This is a genomic window from Shivajiella indica, assembly GCF_042683085.1.
GTDB lineage: Bacteria > Bacteroidota > Bacteroidia > Cytophagales > Cyclobacteriaceae > Shivajiella > Shivajiella indica.
Genome location: NZ_JBHUIV010000020.1, coordinates 441,142 through 459,446 on the forward strand (window position 1 = coordinate 441,142; position 18,305 = coordinate 459,446).

Annotated in this window: 18 protein-coding genes; 3 read left to right on the top strand and 15 right to left on the bottom strand. The window is 38.7% G+C overall.

The genetic code is table 11. From position 1 onward, the window contains the following. Positions 1 to 32 precede the first annotated feature (32 nt). From ACFSKV_RS16095 to ACFSKV_RS16160, 14 genes are all read right to left on the bottom strand, one after another. Positions 33 to 1,184: an MFS transporter gene (locus ACFSKV_RS16095; protein WP_380804974.1), complete on the bottom strand. Its 1,152-nt coding sequence runs from the start codon at positions 1,182 to 1,184 to the stop codon at positions 33 to 35. 25 nt (positions 1,185 to 1,209) lie between these two features. Further along, positions 1,210 to 3,066, bottom strand: a complete 1,857-nt coding sequence (locus ACFSKV_RS16100) for a monovalent cation:proton antiporter-2 (CPA2) family protein (protein WP_380804977.1) — start codon at positions 3,064 to 3,066, stop codon at positions 1,210 to 1,212. Positions 3,067 to 3,069: 3 nt separating this feature from the next. Next, entirely contained in the window at positions 3,070 to 3,657 is a 588-nt protein-coding gene (gene kefF / locus ACFSKV_RS16105; RefSeq protein ID WP_380804980.1) for a glutathione-regulated potassium-efflux system oxidoreductase KefF, read from the bottom strand. Between the two features lie 50 nt (positions 3,658 to 3,707). After that, a complete protein-coding gene (locus tag ACFSKV_RS16110) occupies positions 3,708 to 5,366 on the bottom strand; it encodes an amidase (protein WP_380804982.1) in 1,659 nt (552 codons plus the stop codon). A gap of 17 nt (positions 5,367 to 5,383) precedes the next feature. Next, positions 5,384 to 5,809 (bottom strand): (4Fe-4S)-binding protein, encoded by a 426-nt coding sequence (locus ACFSKV_RS16115; protein WP_380804984.1) that lies wholly within the window; start codon positions 5,807 to 5,809, stop codon positions 5,384 to 5,386. Positions 5,810 to 5,829: 20 nt separating this feature from the next. Continuing rightward, positions 5,830 to 6,111 (bottom strand): GNAT family N-acetyltransferase, encoded by a 282-nt coding sequence (locus ACFSKV_RS16120; protein WP_380804986.1) that lies wholly within the window; start codon positions 6,109 to 6,111, stop codon positions 5,830 to 5,832. A gap of 128 nt (positions 6,112 to 6,239) precedes the next feature. Beyond that, positions 6,240 to 7,640, bottom strand: a complete 1,401-nt coding sequence (locus ACFSKV_RS16125) for an aldehyde dehydrogenase family protein (RefSeq protein WP_380804988.1) — start codon at positions 7,638 to 7,640, stop codon at positions 6,240 to 6,242. Further along, the gene (locus tag ACFSKV_RS16130) at positions 7,637 to 9,277 is read right to left on the bottom strand and encodes an acetolactate synthase large subunit (protein ID WP_380804990.1); all 1,641 of its coding nucleotides are present in this window, start codon (positions 9,275 to 9,277) and stop codon (positions 7,637 to 7,639) included. The genes ACFSKV_RS16125 and ACFSKV_RS16130 overlap by 4 nt, the downstream gene beginning before the upstream one ends. A 180-nt stretch (positions 9,278 to 9,457) precedes the next feature. Beyond that, positions 9,458 to 9,697, bottom strand: coding sequence for a LytTR family DNA-binding domain-containing protein (locus ACFSKV_RS16135; RefSeq protein WP_380804993.1), 240 nt, complete (start codon positions 9,695 to 9,697; stop codon positions 9,458 to 9,460). Next, on the bottom strand, positions 9,698 to 10,177 hold the full coding sequence (locus ACFSKV_RS16140; protein WP_380804996.1) for a LytR/AlgR family response regulator transcription factor: 480 nt from the start codon (positions 10,175 to 10,177) through the stop codon (positions 9,698 to 9,700). It abuts the gene before it with no gap. Further along, on the bottom strand, positions 10,170 to 11,240 hold the full coding sequence (locus ACFSKV_RS16145) for a sensor histidine kinase (protein WP_380804998.1): 1,071 nt from the start codon (positions 11,238 to 11,240) through the stop codon (positions 10,170 to 10,172). Before ACFSKV_RS16145 ends, ACFSKV_RS16140 begins: the two co-directional genes overlap by 8 nt. A gap of 98 nt (positions 11,241 to 11,338) precedes the next feature. Then, a complete protein-coding gene (locus ACFSKV_RS16150; RefSeq protein ID WP_380805001.1) occupies positions 11,339 to 12,181 on the bottom strand; it encodes a fumarylacetoacetate hydrolase family protein in 843 nt (280 codons plus the stop codon). Between the two features lie 128 nt (positions 12,182 to 12,309). Beyond that, positions 12,310 to 12,936 carry a hypothetical protein gene (locus ACFSKV_RS16155; RefSeq protein ID WP_380805005.1) on the bottom strand — a complete coding sequence of 209 codons (627 nt, stop codon included), beginning with the start codon at positions 12,934 to 12,936 and terminating at the stop codon, positions 12,310 to 12,312. Positions 12,937 to 12,941: 5 nt separating this feature from the next. Continuing rightward, the gene (locus tag ACFSKV_RS16160) at positions 12,942 to 13,403 is read right to left on the bottom strand and encodes a YdeI/OmpD-associated family protein (protein WP_380805007.1); all 462 of its coding nucleotides are present in this window, start codon (positions 13,401 to 13,403) and stop codon (positions 12,942 to 12,944) included. A gap of 100 nt (positions 13,404 to 13,503) precedes the next feature. Here ACFSKV_RS16160 and ACFSKV_RS16165 point away from each other — a divergent pair, with 100 nt between their 5' ends. The 3 genes from ACFSKV_RS16165 (at position 13,504) to ACFSKV_RS16175 (ending at position 16,875) form a co-directional block, all read left to right on the top strand. Further along, positions 13,504 to 14,745 carry an alkaline phosphatase family protein gene (locus ACFSKV_RS16165; RefSeq protein ID WP_380805008.1) on the top strand — a complete coding sequence of 414 codons (1,242 nt, stop codon included), beginning with the start codon at positions 13,504 to 13,506 and terminating at the stop codon, positions 14,743 to 14,745. A gap of 417 nt (positions 14,746 to 15,162) precedes the next feature. Further along, entirely contained in the window at positions 15,163 to 15,807 is a 645-nt protein-coding gene (locus ACFSKV_RS16170) for a transposase (protein ID WP_380805010.1), read from the top strand. Positions 15,808 to 16,098: 291 nt separating this feature from the next. Beyond that, the gene (locus tag ACFSKV_RS16175; RefSeq protein WP_380805129.1) at positions 16,099 to 16,875 is read left to right on the top strand and encodes a sugar phosphate isomerase/epimerase family protein; all 777 of its coding nucleotides are present in this window, start codon (positions 16,099 to 16,101) and stop codon (positions 16,873 to 16,875) included. A gap of 38 nt (positions 16,876 to 16,913) precedes the next feature. Here ACFSKV_RS16175 and ACFSKV_RS16180 read toward each other — a convergent pair whose 3' ends face one another. After that, positions 16,914 to 18,290 carry a serine hydrolase domain-containing protein gene (locus ACFSKV_RS16180; protein WP_380805013.1) on the bottom strand — a complete coding sequence of 459 codons (1,377 nt, stop codon included), beginning with the start codon at positions 18,288 to 18,290 and terminating at the stop codon, positions 16,914 to 16,916. Positions 18,291 to 18,305 lie beyond the last annotated feature (15 nt).

The window sequence follows — 18,305 nt, forward strand, 5'->3', positions numbered from 1 at the left end:
TCGGGAAAAATCAGTTTTAATACGAGCCAAAATCAGGTTTTTTTAAAAAAATAAAGTCCGATTGCAGGTCCTAATCCAAGGATTAGAAACAGAAAACCAGGCATGATGATGGGATTAAGAAAATTCAATAGCTGAATACTAAGTATCGAAATACCAAAGCCAATGGAGTTTACAATAGTCAGGGATGTCCCTTTTTTGGGATCAGGTGCATTTTGTGCCACTAAAGTGGAAAACATTGGAGAATCAGCGGTAACTGCCAAGCCCCAAATCAGGAGAAACACCAGAAAAATCAGAATTGATCCTTGGTGAATGATGAATGGAGATATCAAGCAGCAAATGCCTGAAATAGTCAGAGCAGTTGCAGCGATCTTTTTGGGAGGATATTTTTCGGATAAAAAGCCACCCATAGCGCAGGATAATCCTCCCACTCCAATAATAGAAAATGCCATAAATGGAATATCAAACTCCAATCCATGACGGTTGCCAAAGTATTGAATCAACAAGGGGACAAAGGCCCAAAAGGCATATAATTCCCACATGTGGCCAAAATAACCCAAAGCTGCTGCACGGAAAGACTTCACTTTGAAAACTTTAAAAAATACTGTAAAATCAAATACCTGGCTTTTCTTTCTAAAAGGTCCATTGGGAACGAATAAAAAAATCATCAAGCCTCCAAGAATTGCCAGAGCAGAGGTGGAATAAATCACATACCTCCATGGGAGTTCATCTGTAAGACTCCTTACCAAATGGGGAAAGGCTGTTCCCAATACCAATGCTCCTACCAATAAACCCAGCGATTTTCCAAGGCCTTTTTGAAAATAATCAGCAGCGATTTTCATCCCAACAGGATAAATTCCAGCAAGGAAGAAGCCAGTACCAAACCTTAGGAGTAATATTTGCAATCCTGTCAATGCGCTAAGGCTCATAGCGAGGTTAAATGAAGCTGCAAGAATAGCGCTGATCAGAAAAACCCCTGAAGGGGAATATTTATCGGCGATGGTCAGAATTGCAAAAACTAAAGTTCCTGCAATAAAACCCAATTGTACAGCACTGGTCAGATGTCCTAAATATTGGGGAGCTAAATCCAAATCCTTGGCCATGTCTGTAAGTACGGCATTTCCTGCAAACCATAAGGAGGTACTGAGAAATTGGGCTATTACAATGATGGGCAGGACGTGTTTCACTAATTATTTTGGTTAATTATTTGGTTTATCTCCCTTTCATGATTTCAGAATCCCAAGCTTGATCATTTAGGGTAAATTTCCTGTTTAATTCAGAAGATAATAGTTGCTCCTGCATTTCTATCTGCTTCCTAACTGCGGAAATGTATTCTTTTTTATCGTGTTTAATTTTCACCAACTCTTTTAAGGCTTCTTCATCATATTTGATAAAACTCTGTGCCAGCCTTTGAACGGTATGAGAGCGAAAACCCATTTTAATCAAAACATCTTTTCCCAGCCTGACTGAACTTTCCAAATGTTCTCTGTAAATATTAGGAACATCCAATTCCATCAGTTCAAAAGCATCTACACGGTTTTTGGCCCGGATCATCAATTCAAGATTTGGAAAATGTTTTTTTACTGTCTCCACCAGGATGAGATTGGTTTCAGGACTGTCAATAGCTGAAATCAGGATTTTGGCTTCATGTGCACCTGCTGACTCCAATAAATCTGCTCTGGTGGCATCTCCATAATATACTTTGAATCCCATTTTTCTTAGCAAATCCACCCTGTCAGAGTCATTGTCCAAGATGGTGGCGTTAATACCATTGGCCCTCAAAAACCTTCCAACAGTGCTTCCAAAGTGAGAGAATCCGACTAGGATTACTCCATGCTTTTCATCCACTTTATCAGGTTCTTTTTCTGACTTTTCCAAAGTACCGACTCTTGGTAAAACTAACCTTTCATTGATTAAAATAAATAATGGAGTCAAGGTCATACTTAAGGCAGTAATAGCCATAAGCATTTCTGTAGTAGGCTTATCTATGATCTGCAATTGGCTTGCAAAAGAATAGGTCACAAAGGAAAATTCTCCAACTTGGCTTAAGCCCAATGCAAAAATGAGATTTTGGTCGGTTCCCAACTTGGCATATTTTCCTATTCCGATCAGAATTAAAGTTTTGACCAGAAGGATTCCAAATGTGATGGAAAAAATCAAACCAGCCTGTTCACTTATCAAACCAAAATTGATAGAAGCCCCAACAGCTATAAAAAACAATCCCAAAAGCAAACCCTTGAAAGGATCAAGATCACTTTCCAATTCATGTTTGAACTCAGAATTGGCCAAGACCACTCCCGCTAAGAAAGTTCCCAATGCAGGGCTAAGACCTACCAATTCCATTAGAAAGGCTATTCCTACAACAATTAAAAGTGCAGAGGCAACAAAAAGTTCTCTTAATCTGGTTTTTGCAATAACCCTTAATATGGGAACGATGGCATATCTTCCCAATATTACCACCAAACCGACCGCTCCGATCACCAATAGCGTCTGTATCCAACCTGGAAACTGATCCATCGGGCTGGTATGATGATCTGAAGAAACTACTTCAACAGTAACTACTAATAGCGGTAAAATGGCCAAAATGGGAATAACAGCGATATCCTGCATCAATAATACTGCAAAAGAATTCTTGCCTGCCGCTGAATCCAATTGGTTTTTTTCTTTTAATGACTGGAGTACAATGGCAGTAGAGGAAAGCGATAGAGACATGGATACGGCCAATGCAATCTGCCAGGAAAAGCCAAAGGATACCATTAATCCGAAAAAGGCCAAAGTGGTCAATAGAACCTGGGAAAGACCTATTTTGGTGATCATGGATTTCATTTGCCATAATTTGGCAGGCTCGAGTTCAAGTCCAACCAAAAACAACATCATCACTACCCCAAATTCTGCAAAGTGCATGATATCCTCACCTTCTTCTCCAATAAATCCCAAAAGGTAGGGGCCTATGATGATTCCGGCCAAAAGGTAACCCAACACGGATCCCATACCCAGTTTTTTTGCAATAGGGACACAAATAATAGCTGCCGCCAAATAGATGATTGCTTGAAAGAGAAAACCGTCCATAACTTAAAGGGTAAAGTGTGAAAGATCATTAAAAACCTTTATTTCTTCCGGGATTTCAGGTATATCCCTGAGGTATTTCAAGACATCCCCATATTTTTTAGTAAGGTCAGTCAATTCCTTTGATTGGATTTTATGAGTGCCCCCCACATGAAAAGGAGGTAGATAAATCATGTTGCATAATTTGGCAGTTTGATAAAATGGCAATAAAAATTCTTTAAGGGTATGTCCGTGACGCCCTTCTTTGGAATAAGCCTCCTCTGTCCCTCCACTGCTGACACAATTAAAAACATATTTCCCCTTAAGATATACGCCACCAGGTCCATATGCCCAGCCAAATTCCAAAACAAGATCAAGCCATTGCTTCAAAAGAGGAGGAGCAGAATACCAATAAATAGGATGATGCCAAATAATGATGTCCGCTTGGATTAAATGTTCCTGTTCAACCTGAACATCAATATTAAAATCAGGGTAGAGTTCATAAAGATCCAGTACCTGGATGTTTTCAATTCCTTTTACCGCATCTAATAACTTTTGGTTGACAAGGGAATGTTCAAATTTAGGATGCGCAAAGATGACAAGTATTTTTCTCATGGGCATGGGATAATTGAATAGAAAGTTGATCCAATTATTGATTTTGAAGGTTATTCTACCAAGCCTTTTGGTACAAGTCCATGGTAGAAATATTTATTTTGATAGGCTTCTGCAAGGGCAATCAAACTTTCTTCTCCAAAATAATTTCCGATCAGGGTAATACTTGTAGGCCTTCCTTTTTGATCAAATCCATTTGGCAGACTCAATGCAGGATGTCCTGTTAAATTCGTAATCAACATCTGTCTTCCTCCGAAAGTCGGAGAAATGATTACATCATATTCCTTGATCAGGTTATGAAATTCTTCTATCAATTTGGATCTATGTCTGTTTGCCTGGAGATATTCCACTGCAGGTATGAATCGGGATTGCCTCAATGAATTGGCCCTGGAACCTTTATGCTGTTCTACCATTTTATCCACATTTCCGGAAAGAACCAATTCATCAAAAAACGCACCTGATTCCGCACGAAGAATTATGTCAAAAACCGAAAAAGGAAAATTATCCGGCAGAGAAACACTATCAGGTTTGATACCTAAGAACTCAAATTCCTTTAAAGTTTTTTGATGGTTGATACTTATGTTGGAAGTATCCTTATCAAAAAGATCTTTAAAATAAGCTACTTTCAATTTTTTGAGGTCGGGACTTTCCCGGTATTCAAAAGCAGCATTTTTCACAGTTTTATCCAATCCGTCCTGGCCTCTGATATAATCAAAAACAATAGCACAGTCATTGGCAGTACGGCAGATGGGACCTACTTTATCCATACTCCATGAAAGCACCATAAAACCATGCTTACTGACTGCTCCATAAGTAGGCCGGAGACCAGTGCTACCTGTTCGGGTTGAAGGAGAGACGATAGATCCAAGAGTTTCAGTTCCAATAGAAAATGCCACGAGTCCTGCGGCTGTTGCTGACCCTGAACCTGCTGAAGACCCTGAAGCTCCCTGTTCCAGGTCCCAAGGATTTTTGGTTTTTCCACCAAACCAGACATCCCCCCGGGCAAGACTTCCAGATACCAGTTTACCCAATAACACTGCACCTGCTTCCTCCAGTTTTTTTACCACAGTTGCTGTTACATTGATAACCTGATCTTGATAGGGGGCAGCTCCCCAGGTAGTGGGATAACCGGGTAGGGCCGCCAGGTCTTTTACCCCATAAGGGATACCATGGAGGGGGCCTCTATACAGGCCATTTGTGAGTTCTTCATCTGCTTTTTTTGCCTGCTGAAGCGCCAACTCTTCGGTTACGGTCACAAATGCAAGAAGTTTTGTGTCAAATTTTTTTATCCTGTCAAGGTAAAATTTTGTCAATTCCAGGGAACTGATCTGTTTGGTTTTGATCAATCCTGCCAGATCCCGGATAGAAAAAAAAGCCAAATCATCCATATTACTTGGTAATTTAGCTTCCAGATTGATTTTCCAGTTGTTTATTCCATTATTCGGCTTTATTGAAAATCCCAAAGGAAAGGGGTCAAATATCAAGGCAGGTGCAATAGCATTTCCCAAATGAAAAGTACGCATACTGTCATAGGCTTTCCTGTTACCTTCAAGGTATTGCAACATCGTATCTATAGCAGCACCTTCGAAGTGGAGGTTAAAAAGTTTCTGGGCGGTTTGAACATCCGAATGGGTTATAGGCACTGTGGATTTGGCCAGGACAAACCCAAATAATATTCCCATTGACAGGACAAACCATAATTGTTTTTTCATGCAATTAAAATAAGGAATTAACCTTGGAAATTTATTTTTTTATGGGATCCATCACAATAAGGTTTGTTTTGGGAGGAACCGCATCTGCAGAAGGCTGTGTTTTTTTGTTTCTTTTCAATACGACCATCTCTGAATTTAACTTCAATATCCCCATAAACCATCAGTGGTCCGTTGGGCCTGACCTCAAATTGAGGTTCAGAATTTGAAAATTGAGACTCCTTTTCTCCTTTACCTGCTGGATAAAAGTAACTCAAAGCCCCTGAAGGACATTGATTGACCTGATTTATCAAAGAAGAGGTAGATTCAGCTTCAATTTTGATCCAAGGCTTTTCACTGGGCTGGAAAACCCTTGGCAATCCTTTCACGCAGATTCCGGAATGAATACATTTACCTGGTTCCCAAAGAATGGTAATTTCACCGTTTGAATATTCTTTTTGTTTCATGGAAAGTTGTGGTTATGAAATTAAACATGAACATCTCTTAAATCTTTGTTTCTAGCAAAAACCCCTCTGGCAAAGGGGCATAAGGGTAATATTTTTAAATTGTTTTTTCTTGCAAACTCAACTCCTGCTACCACCAGTTTTTTACCGATACCCAATCCTTTATATTTTGAATTTACCTCGGTATGTTCAATGATCAATTTTTCGGTTCCTGCCATGGTATAGGTCATGAACCCGGCAATTTCCTCTCCATCGATAAACTTGAATTGACCTTTAGTTTCTCTTTGTTCGTGGTGTAATACCATAGGATGAAATTTAAAATTATATTAGGAAATTCTAAACCATTGTTTTGACGAAACCCGAAAAAGGATCAAAATTTCAAAGTATTCAAAAATTCAATTTCAATCCTTCATTTTTCATTCAGCATTGCCCCTCATAACCACTTGCTTTTCACGACCATCAGCTTTTCCCTGGTCATTTCATGCATGGAGTAGGGGATGCCTCCCAATCCTTCCCCAGAGGCGTCACGGCCTCCAAAGGGCATCCAATCCACCCTAAAGGCAGTATGGTCATTGACCATCACGGCTGTTGCATTCAGTTTTTGAACGGTGTCAAATGCAATATCTATATTTTTAGTAAAAACCGCTGCCTGAAAATGATAGTCAAGCGCATTTGCCTGTTGAATTGCCTGATCCCTATCTTGATAAGGATAAATACAAACTACAGGACCAAAAATCTCCTCTTTGGAAACTTTGATGTCTTGGGGAGCATTCCAAATTACTGTTGGGGCATAACAGGTGTCAGAAATTCTTTTCCCACCGCATAATAGTTCAGCTCCTTTATCCTTGGCTTCTTTGACCCATTCTTCAACCCGATCAACTTCTTTAGGAAGAATTAAGGGGCCTACTTCTGTTTTTTTATCCAAAGGATCTCCGACAACCAATTTATTGGCCATTTCAGCCATCTTTTCAGCAACTTGCCTGGCAATTGATTCGTGAACAAAGACCTTTTGGACAGAGACACAAACCTGACCTGCATGATAAAAACCACCTTTCACCAAGGCGGGTAACATTTCCTCTAATTCTGCATCTGGCTCTACGATTACAGGAGCAGCTCCTCCATGTTCCAAAGCGCATCTGGTCCCTGGGGCCAATTTGGATTTCAGGTACCATCCTACTTTTGCAGACCCAATAAATGAGAGGTAATTGATCCTTTTGTCTGTCACCAGTTTTTCTGCTGTTTCATTGTCTGTGATAATGCTCTGTACCCAACCTTCAGGTACCCCTGCTTCGTCCAAAATCTCCAAAAATGCCAAACAGGAAAGGGGAGTGGTGGAAGCAGGTTTTACTATAACCGGACAGCCTGATGCAAAAGCGGTAACCGTCTGATGAACAATTAAATTGAGCGGATGATTAAAAGCTGAAATTGAGGCAATTACACCAATAGGTTCCCTTGTTGTAAAGGCAATCCTGTTGACTGATGCCTGGGTCAACCCCATTGGAATCTGTTCACCTGTCAACCTACCGATTTCTTCAGATGCGATTTTTACCCCATTGATGGCCCTCATTACCTCTACCTTGGAGTCCATATAGGGTTTTCCACCTTCAGCTGCCGCAGTTTTGGTCAATTCCTCAACTTTAGATTTCATTATTTCCTGAACCTTTTCCAGGATCTCAATTCGCTTGTAAGGAGGTATCCATTTTTTACGGTCTAAAAAAAGCGAATAGGCAAGCTTTAAAGCATTTTCCACTTCTTTTTCACCTACCATAGGGATTTCCTTCAATAGGCTTTGGTCAAATGGGGAAAAGACTTTTAAAGTTTTTGAATGGTTCATAGTTTTTGTACTTTTTCTTTCAATAAAACATTTAAAATGGGATGATTTAGGGAATAATCTACTTCCAGATCAATCAGGTTCACCCCTTCGGAATTAAGGCAGGTTGTTAAAATATCCTGAAAATCCTGATCTGAAGTAGGCCTAAATCCTTTCGCTCCATAACTTTCTGCATATTTTACAAAATCAGGATTGTTGTAGTCCAGACCGAAGTCCTCAAAACCCATATCTTTTTGTTTCCATTTAATCATGCCATAGGCTTTGTCATTGAGTATGATGATGGTCAGGTTAAGATTTAACCGGACAGCGGTCTCCATTTCTTGGGAATTCATCATAAATCCACCGTCGCCGCAAACAGCCACTACTTTACGGTCAGGGAAAAGCATTTTGACCATCATGGCTGAAGGGAGTCCTGCACCCATGGAGGCCAAAGCATTGTCCAAAAGCAAGGTATTGGGTAAGTGGCAGGTATAATTTCTTGCAAACCAAATTTTATAGATTCCATTGTCCAGCGTAATGATATCCTCAAACTGTAGATTTTGGCGCAATAAATTGACCAACCGCTGGGGCAACATGGGAAACCTATCATCATGAAAATATTTTCCGAGATGTCCTGCAACTTCAGATTTTATCTTACTGAAAAAGCTAAAATCCCAATGAGACTGTTTCTTTAGTAATTGTCCCAATTTCTTAACGGTGGAGGTGATGTCTCCGACTACATTCAATTGAGGAAAATAAACAGGATCGACTTCGGCTGGAGAGAAGTTGATATGGATAACTTTTTTTTCCCCTCTTTTCATGAAAAATGGGGGTTTTTCAATTACATCATGGCCTACATTGATGATCAAATCGGCTTCATCTATGCCGGCGTGGAGAAAATCCTGGCTTGATAAGGCTGCTGTGCCCAAATATTGCTCATGTCTTTCATCGATTACACCTTTCCCCATCTGGGTAGTGAAAAAGAAAATACCTGTGGCATCTACAAAAGACCTTAAGGCATCACAGGTCACCTTTCTATTGGCACCTGCCCCAATCAGCAGTAGAGGCATTTTGGCCTGATGGATCATTTTGACCGCCTCATCGATGGCTTTGTCATCGGATTTTGGAATGATATGCCCTATAGGTTCAAAAACTTCCCCGTCACAATCTTCCTGAGCAATGTCTTCAGGGAATTCCAGATGAACAGCTCCTGGTTTTTCTTCAATGGCAAGCCTGAAAGCCTCTCTGACCTGGGAGGCAATATTATTTGAATTGACAATTTGCTTGGTGTATTTGGTTATTGGCCGCATCATATCTACCACATCAATTATCTGGAATTTTGCCTGCTTACTTTTTTTAATGGGTTTTTGTCCTGTAATCATCATCATGGGCATTCCTCCCAATTGGGCATAGGCTGCAGGTGTGACCAGATTGGTGGCTCCAGGCCCCAAAGTGGCCATACATACTCCTGGTTTTCCGGTCAATCTCCCATAGGTGGCGGCCATGAATCCGGCTCCTTGCTCGTGCCGGGTAATAATCAATTTGATTTTGGAGTTTTTTAAGGATTGCAACAGGTCCAGATTTTCTTCACCGGGTAAAGCAAAGATGTATTCCACCCCCTCATTTTCCAATGCACTTACAAAAAGATCAGAAGCTTTCATATTGTGGTTTTATGGTTCGAAAAAAACTAGTGCTTATACTTATAACCACAAATTGGGCAAATTGATTTACGGAAATGTGATTTTTGTCCTTCATTTTCCCAGAATGACCCAGAAAATAAGGTATAGGATTTTGAAATCCCCAAATCGTTAAGGTCCCTTAAAAAGTAAAAAAGTTAAAATTCAGACCCCGGTAATTTCCCTGAATTTCACACTTTGCCTTTGGCTAAGGTCAATCCTTTGGCCATTTTGTAATTCGATTAACAAAGTACTGTTGAAATAAGGTTCTATTTTTTTTATATAGTCCATATTGAAAATATACTGCCTGTTAGCCCTAAAGAAAACATCCTCGGGAAGTCGTGACTCCATATAGGTCAGTGATTTATGGAGTAGGGGTTTTTTATTTTCAAAATGGACTTTCACTTAGTTTCCTTCACTTTCAATCAAAAAAATATCCCTTATCGGTACAAAATAACACCTATCTCCATCTTTGATAAAGATTTTCTTATCCAGGCTTAGTTTATCAGTCCGATCTTTTAAAGCCTGTTGGCTCTTCTTTTCCAATTTTTGAATGGCATCTTTTAACCTCTCGGGATTTACAGGCTTAAGTATATAATCCAATGCATTGACTTCAAAAGCCCTGATGGCAAATTCATCGTAAGCGGTTACAAAAATCACTTCAGGAGCCTCATCTAACTGCTCCAAAAGTTCAAATCCATTGGTTCCCGGCATATTGATATCCAAAAATATAAGGTCCGGTTTTTTATCATTGATTTCCACTATGGCCTTACTTGCTCTTTCATTGGAACCAATTACCTGTATATTCGGGAATAGAGCCAACATGGTTTCCAATTCCTTGACGGCCAGGTTTTCATCGTCAACTATATAGCATTTTTTATTCATAATGGTCGTATTTTAAAGGGTAAGTTATGGTAGCAGATACCTGATTTGGGACTTTGGAGACCAATATAAGCTCTGTATTCTCTCCAAATAATCCCTGAAGCCTTTGTCTGATATTTTTCATTCCTATTCCTTTATGATCATTGCTGTCAATGGTCCCTGTATTGGTTACCTCAATTTTAATCTTTTTGGAATTAATGGAGGAATCGATCTTGATAATGCCTCCATCAGGTAATTTCGTAATTCCATGCTTGATGGCATTTTCCACCAGGGTAAGGACCATAGCAGGAGGAACTTTAGCATCCAAGGTTTCTTCCTGAAGATCAATTAAAACCTCCAACCTGTTACCGAATCTTATTTTTTCCAGTTCCAGATACTTAATAACTTCATCGATTTCATCCGATAAGGAAATCAGTTTGATTTTCTCATAATTTAAGGTAAACCTCAATAATTCACTCAATTTGATGATAGCCTCTCTGGCTTTTTCCGCATCTATCAACACCAGGGCTTTGATACTGTTTAGGGCATTGAAAAGGAAATGGGGATTGAGTTGGGATTTTAACAATTCCAGCTCTGAGCTTTTGGCCAATGTTTCGAGCAAGAGTTTTTGTTCATGGATTTCACTTTTCTTCTCCATGATATGGTAGAGATAATAGACAATGATCCAAACGACCACATACCTGCAGACATTCATGATCTGTCCCAAAAAATGGATATAAAACTGATTCCGGTTTGCCTGGAATTCATCAAAATTCAACAGTATTGTAGGAATATCAGTAAGGACAATGATAATAAAGGAAATGAAAATTGTGTCAGAAATCCCCTTGATGGCCAAAAATGAAATTGATCGGTCAAATTGGCTTTCTTTAATAAATGCCTTTTTGTAAAAGTGGGTTACCCATAAACCAACAAATGAAAGGTAGATAAACTGAATGAAATAATTAAAATCAAACCTGCCCAGAATAAAAAATCTATAATTGATGGTTTCTACCAAAATTATTGAAATCCAACCTATTAGCTGTAATAGCCAATAGGTTTGATTTTTATTGAGTTTGGTTTTTTTCATAGGGATTAAAAACTGTAAAATGATATTTTAAGCCTTGATAGAAACCAAAGTTGGAGTTTTTCCCACTTTAATTCTCCCGAAAATACAGGATTGCAGGATTATTGGGATGAATGCTTGTAAGAAATGTAATTCTCTAAAGTACCAATTCCATCAATGGAAATACTGACTTTATCATTTTCCAGGAGTGTAAAACTGTCATCCGGTACAAGACAAGTACCAGTCATCAGGTAAACACCTTGTGGGAAACTCATTTCACGGGTTAAAAATTCAGCCAGTTCCTGATGGGTCCGTTTCATCTGATTGATGGAAATTTCTCCCTCAAATACGGTTTTCCAGTTACGCTCAATCTGCATATGTATTTTTGTATCCTGATGGATAGGTGATTCGGGAATCCATAGGCATGGACCAATAGCAGCAGAAAAATCATAACATTTTGCCTGTGGTAAGTACAGTGGATTTTCTCCTTCAATATCCCTTGAACTCATGTCATTGCCGATGGTGTACCCCACAATATTTCCCGATGAATTGATAAACAGGGTAAGTTCCGGTTCTGGAACATTCCATTTGGAATCTTTTCTGATATTGACCTTTCCCCCAGGATTGGCAACCCTGTAATGGGTAGATTTGAAAAATAATTCAGGTCTTTCGGCTTCATACACCTTAGAATAGAAGACATCTGCGCCGCTTTCTTTGGATTCTTCCATTCTGGCTTCCCTGCTCCTAAAATAGGTGACGCCGGCTGCCCATACTTCCTGGCTGCCTATAGGTGCCTGTAGGGATTCAGGAGACCAATTTACCTCGTTTTCAGGGTTTAAAAGTTTTTTTAGGTTTTGATACAGTTTGTCCTGATTGATCAATTGGTCCCAATTTCTGGTTTCAGCAAGATAAAACTTGCCCTCAGATTCAATGAAAATGTCGTTTAATGATTTATAAAGTTTCATAAAGTAGGTTAATAGGTTTATTGTTGAAAGTTAGAAAAAAATGTTTTAAAATATGGTCAAACATTATGATTTCGGTAAATAAGCTTTATTTGGAACAAAAAGTCTTTTGTGAAGGAAATGCATTTTGATTATTTTATCCTCATAATTTCATTTTCCAAAATAAATTCCTGCCCATCATTCAATGAAACTTCAATGTCAAAAACAAGTTCCAAAGTTCCGCCCTGAAGGTCCTCTTTCCATTGGATCAAAAGAGATTCTCCCAATTCCAGTTTCCTTTCTTCCTCAAGAAACTCAGCAAAAGGTTTTCCTTCAAATTGCGGGAAATCAGTCACCAGAAACCTTTCAGAAATATTCTGATTGATGGTTAGTAAGTCGTTTTCAGCTATTTCTATTTCATGTTTATTGATTATTTTTAAACCTGTCACACTTTGCACCGAAAAACTTGGAGCAGGGCTACAGGCAAAAGCCCCAGGTATTATGCTGCCTGTTTTTTTATTCGGAATATGTTCACTGATTAAATCAAAGTCCACCACTTTGATGACCTTGAAATATTGATCCCTTTCATAAAAACTTTCCGGGTTGAAACTTTCTACGTTCATGACGATATTTTCAGTCCCAAAATTTTTGATGGTAAAATCTTTTACCGGCGCCAAAGGTCCACAGCCACAGGAGTCATTGCAAAATATATCACAGGATGTTGGCACAATTCCAAAAAGCAGTAATGATATCCATATCAAAACAACTTTTCTTTTCATCGTAATCAATAATTTAATTTTTCTATCATCATGACGATCTTTTTCACCTGCATGTCCTGGGTTTTTGCTTCCATGATCTCATTGATATGCCCTTGTTTTTCTTCGTTTGACATTTGATTGAATCTTTGGAGAGCAAGTGGAGCATCATTCAAACAATACAATATATCTTCAGGAACGGCCAAAGGCAACTCATCATTGTATAAAGTGATTTTTACCCAATCCCCAGCTTTTTTTTTGATGGTTTTCCGGATTTCAGCTTTTACGGGAAGGAAAAGCTGACCATTGCCAAAGGGCATAAGCTTTAAATTTTCAAAAGCATAGCCATCAATGCTGCCTGAAACTTTCAACCAGCCAAAAGGAAATCGTTTTTCTTTTGGGATTTCGGGGATCAAAGCATATGTCCAGCCAGCTTTTCCGGGAAACTTCTCCAAAAGGTAGACTTTATTGATCAGCGCTTGTTTTTCCATTTTGGTCGAGGAATGCTTTTCAAAAATTCAGTTAAATTTAAAGAATTTACCTCAATAGCTTGATGAGATCAAGTGATTTAAATGTTAAACTTAGTTTATAATGCTTTTCAGAAAATTTGTTTTTACCTTTTTCTTAGTTCAGTTGTCCTTTTCCGGGTTTACCCAGCAAGCGGAATTTGACGCAAAAAAAGTCGTTTTGGTGATTTTGGATGGTATTCCGGCTGAGATTTTAGAAAAAACTGACAGCCCTAATCTTGATGAAATTTCAAGGGAAGGAGGTTATTCAAGAGCTTGGTTAGGCGGTGAAAAGGGAAATTATTCAGAAACCCCAACCATTTCTGCAGTGGGTTATAACAGTATGTTGACAGGGACCTGGTCTAACAAGCATAATGTAAAGGACAATAGGATACAGTTTCCAAACTATAACTATTGGACGGTTTTCAGACATTTTAAAGAAGCCTATCCACATAAAAAAACTGCCATTTATTCTACATGGCTGGATAACAGAACCAAATTACTGGGGGAAAATTTACCGGAAACAGGATTTTTACAGTTGGATTATCATCTTGATGGACTGGAACTGGATACCATCCAATTTCCTCATGACCAAGAAAGTCAATATATTCATGAGATAGATAAACTGGTGGCATCATATGCTGCCCGGGATATTCTCCAAAAATCACCGGATCTTACCTGGGTTTACCTGCAATACACCGATGATATTGGACATAAATATGGAGACAGCCCACAGATGGAGGATGCCGTGAAAGAGGCGGATAGACAGGTAGGCGAAATATGGGAGGCCATTAAAAAAAGGCAGGAGGAATTTAATGAGGAATATTTGCTACTGGTCACTACAGACCATGGCAGGGCTACCGGAGGATTTCATCATGGAGGACAAAGTGATGAGGAAAGAAGTATTTGGATTGTCAGTAATCAAACACTAAATCCAAGATTTAAGCAATATCCTGCTATTGTAGATATATTCCCTACGGTAGTCTCCTTTTTGGAAATTCCAATTTCTAAAAACCATGCCATGGAGTTGGATGGCGTGGATATGTGGGGTAAAGTATATGCTTCTGATCTTAGGGCAGAACTAAAAGATAAGCGATTGCTCCTTACTTGGGAAAATTATGAAAAACCTGGGGAAGGGATTGTTTGGATTTGCTTTGGAAACCAGTTTAGGTATGGGAAAATAGATCAATACAAGTATTTGGGTAAAGTTGCATTAGGAGAAGGAAAAGCTGAACTGAACCTTGATGGTTATGAATTTAACAATGCAAAAGTTGTGCTGGAATTACCTAAAGGATTTTTGAATTATTGGATTAGCAGACCCCAGTAGAACGGTTTTCCCAAACCGTTCAATTTCTTTGTGGTTTAGGTTTCTTTTGTCCGACTTAGAAAGTCGGACTACTGGTTCAGTAGAACGATTTTCCCAAACCGTTCAATTTCTTTGTGGTTTAGATTTCTTTTTGTCCGACTTGGAAGGTCGGACTACTGGTTCAGTAGAACGGTTTTCCCAAACCGTTCAATTTCTTTGTGGTTTAGGTTTCTTTTTGTCCGACTTGGAAAGTCGGACTACTAGTAAAACGGTTTTCCAAACCGGTGAAGATTTTTTTATAAAATAAATAGTAGATTGAATTTTATTAATTTTTTAGAAAAGTCTAATTTTTTGTAACTTTATTTAATTGAAGTTTAGTTGACTAATACAATTGCATTTTTAATAGTCATTTACATTGGTAATTTTAATTTTTTCACCATGGAATTTAAAGAGTTTTATTGGAGAAAGTTGCCTCATATACAGCCTTTAGGTGGGATGTTTTTTGTGACCTTTAATTTAAAAGGAGCTATTCCAAAATGGAAACTGAAACAACTGAAAGAAGAAAGAGAAGTCAAATACTTGCAGATCTTAAAAAGGTCCCAGAACAAGAAACGTGACCTGGAAACTCTTTCCCGAAAAATGTTTATTAAATATGATAAATATTTAGATTCTTACTCAAATTCAAAAATGTATTTAAAAAATGAAGAAGCAGCTAAAACTGTTGCTGATTCACTTCATTTTTGGGATAAAAAGAAAATTGAATTATTATGTTATTGTATAATGGCAAACCATGTCCATGTATTGATGAGGTTATTTGATAATTCAGAAACAGAAACTCCAAAGGCTTTGAATCAGGTTATGCACTCCATAAAATTGTATTCAGCCAAAAAGTGTAATGAATTTTTGGGATTGGAGGGTAATTTCTGGGAAGAAGAAAGCTATGATAGATTGATTAGAAACCGAAAAGAACTAAGGAGTATAATGAGATATATTCTTAATAACCCTGTAAAGGCAGGACTTTGCAAGGAAATGACAGATTGGAAATGGAGTTATATCAAAGAAGAATATAATGATATTTTTTAAATTATTTTGAGTTCCGTTTTGTCCGACTTGGAAAGTCGGACTACTGGTAGAACGGTTTTCCAAATCGTTTAATTTTTTTAGGGCTTAGGTTCCTATTTGTCCGACTTGGAAAGTCGGACTACATGGTTCAGTAGAACGTTTTCCCAAACCGTTCAATTTCTTTGTGGCTTAGGTTTCTTTTGTCCGACTTGGAAAGTCGGACTATTGGAGACAATTCCTATATTTACTTTTTATCCAAAAAAGGCTATTCCTATGAACAAAATATGCTACCTCTTTTCCCTGATTCTATTTATGGCAGTTTATCCCTTGTCTGCACAGCAGGATCCTGAAGCTTATGAACCATTTAAAGTGGGAATGGCGGGGTATACTTTTCATAAATTTAATCTGGACCAAACCCTGGATGCCTTACAAAAAACCAATGTCCAATACCTTTGTATAAAAGATTTTCACCTACCGCTCAACAGTTCGGAGGAACAGATAAAAGAATTTCACGCCAAACTCAGGTCCAAAAATGTTATAGGTTATGCTGTGGGACCTATTTACATGAAGACCCAGGAGGAAGTCGACAATGCCTTTGCATACGCAAAAAGGGTAGGGGTAAATATGATTGTCGGTGTCCCCAATGTAGAACTTCTACCCTATATAGATAAGAAAGTGAAGGAGTATGATATGAAGTTTGCCATACACATGCATGGCCCTGATATCGCCTTATATCCTGATGCAGATGATGTTTGGTCCCATGTGAAGGATCTTGATCCGAGAATGGGCATGTGTTTGGACATAGGCCATGACAGAAGAAATGGTAAAGATCCCGTGGCTGATCTGGAGAAATACCATTCCAGGATCTTTGATATCCACATAAAAGATGTCACTGCGGCAGATAAATCCGGTAAATCTATAGAAATTGGCAGGGGAATCCTGGATTTCCCTGCTTTTATAAAGATGCTTAGAAAAGTAGGTTATTCTGGTGTTTGTAGCTTGGAACATGAAAAGGACATGGATAATCCTTTTATGGGGATTGCTGAATCCATTGGGTATTTAAGAGGCGTAATAGAGGCAACAAAATAATAGTTTAGATTTTAGAAAGTGAATGCTTTAGTGGGTTTTCAATTGTTTAAAACATTGATCACGTCTGCCGCAAAATCATTTATGCTGAATTCTCCTTTGGGGGTATATCCAAGTCTAACGATCACCAGTTCCTGAGAGGGAATTACTAAAATCCACTGGCCTTCAAATCCTCCGGCGTAAAATGCATCGTTTGGTAATTTGGAAAACAGTTTATCCTCAGGATTTTCTTTATTTCCTGCATTCAGCCACCATTGAGCACCATATTGGCCTTTTGGGGCGGCTGTAGATGGAGTGGTGGCAAATTTTACCCATTCTTCAGATAGAATCTGCTCTCCTTCCCAATTTCCTTTGTTCAACATCAACAAACCAAATCTTGCATAATCCCTTCCCGTTCCAAAAACAAAAGAAGAACCAACAAAAGTACCAGATGCATCTTTCTCCATGACCGTGTTGTGCATTCCGATTTTATAGAAAAAATCTTCATAAGGTAAACGCTGGTATTTTTCCTCCCCAAGTTGATTTCTCAATATTTTGGACACAATATTTGTAGTCCCAGAGGAATAATAAAAATAACTGCCCGGCTCATATTTTAAAGGTTTAGAAGCTGCGATTTGAGCAGCATCAGGGTTTAAAAACAGCATTCTGGTTGCATCAGACACACCGCTATAGTCTTCAACCCAATCCAATCCATTGGTGGCCTGCAACATATGAGTCAATGAGATATTCTTTCTTTCGTCTGACCATTCAGGAAGTAAGTTTTTCTGATCCAGATTCATTACTCCTTTATCTACCTGTAACCCGACCAATGAACTGATGATACTCTTTCCCATAGACCAGGATGTATGCTTGGTGTTTATTTCATGATCATTCCCATAACCCTCTGCGACCAGTTCCCCCTGATGTACCACTAATATCATATGGGTCAATTGGGGTTTTTTCTCTTCACTTTCCAATTCATAGTTAATCATTTCCTGTATTTTCCTGTAGTTTTCAAGACTGATAATGGAATCATTCAGGATATTTCCCGAAGGCCATCTTACCGTATCTTGTGTCCAAGTAGGCTTCAGAACGGAATAAAAGGCTTGATTTCTTACCAAATTTTCACTTTCCCCTGACAATAGGGTACATCCCTGTCCCTCCCTGTAAATGGCTACTCTCTTGGCCAGGTTAAATACACTTCCTATAACTTTCTTACCTTCTCTATCCACTTCAAATTCTCCTAAACTGATCGGAAAGGATCTGAGTTCTTGGTTATGCACTGAATCCTCCGACCTTTCAGCCACAAAAACGCAGCTGCACATGATCTTGGCTCCATATGCACTGATCAGTGGAAAAGATTTCCAGGCATAGGAAATTCCATACACCAATCCAATTACAATTAAGGTTAAAAGGAGGTAAACAATTTTCTTTCTCATAATACTGGAACATAT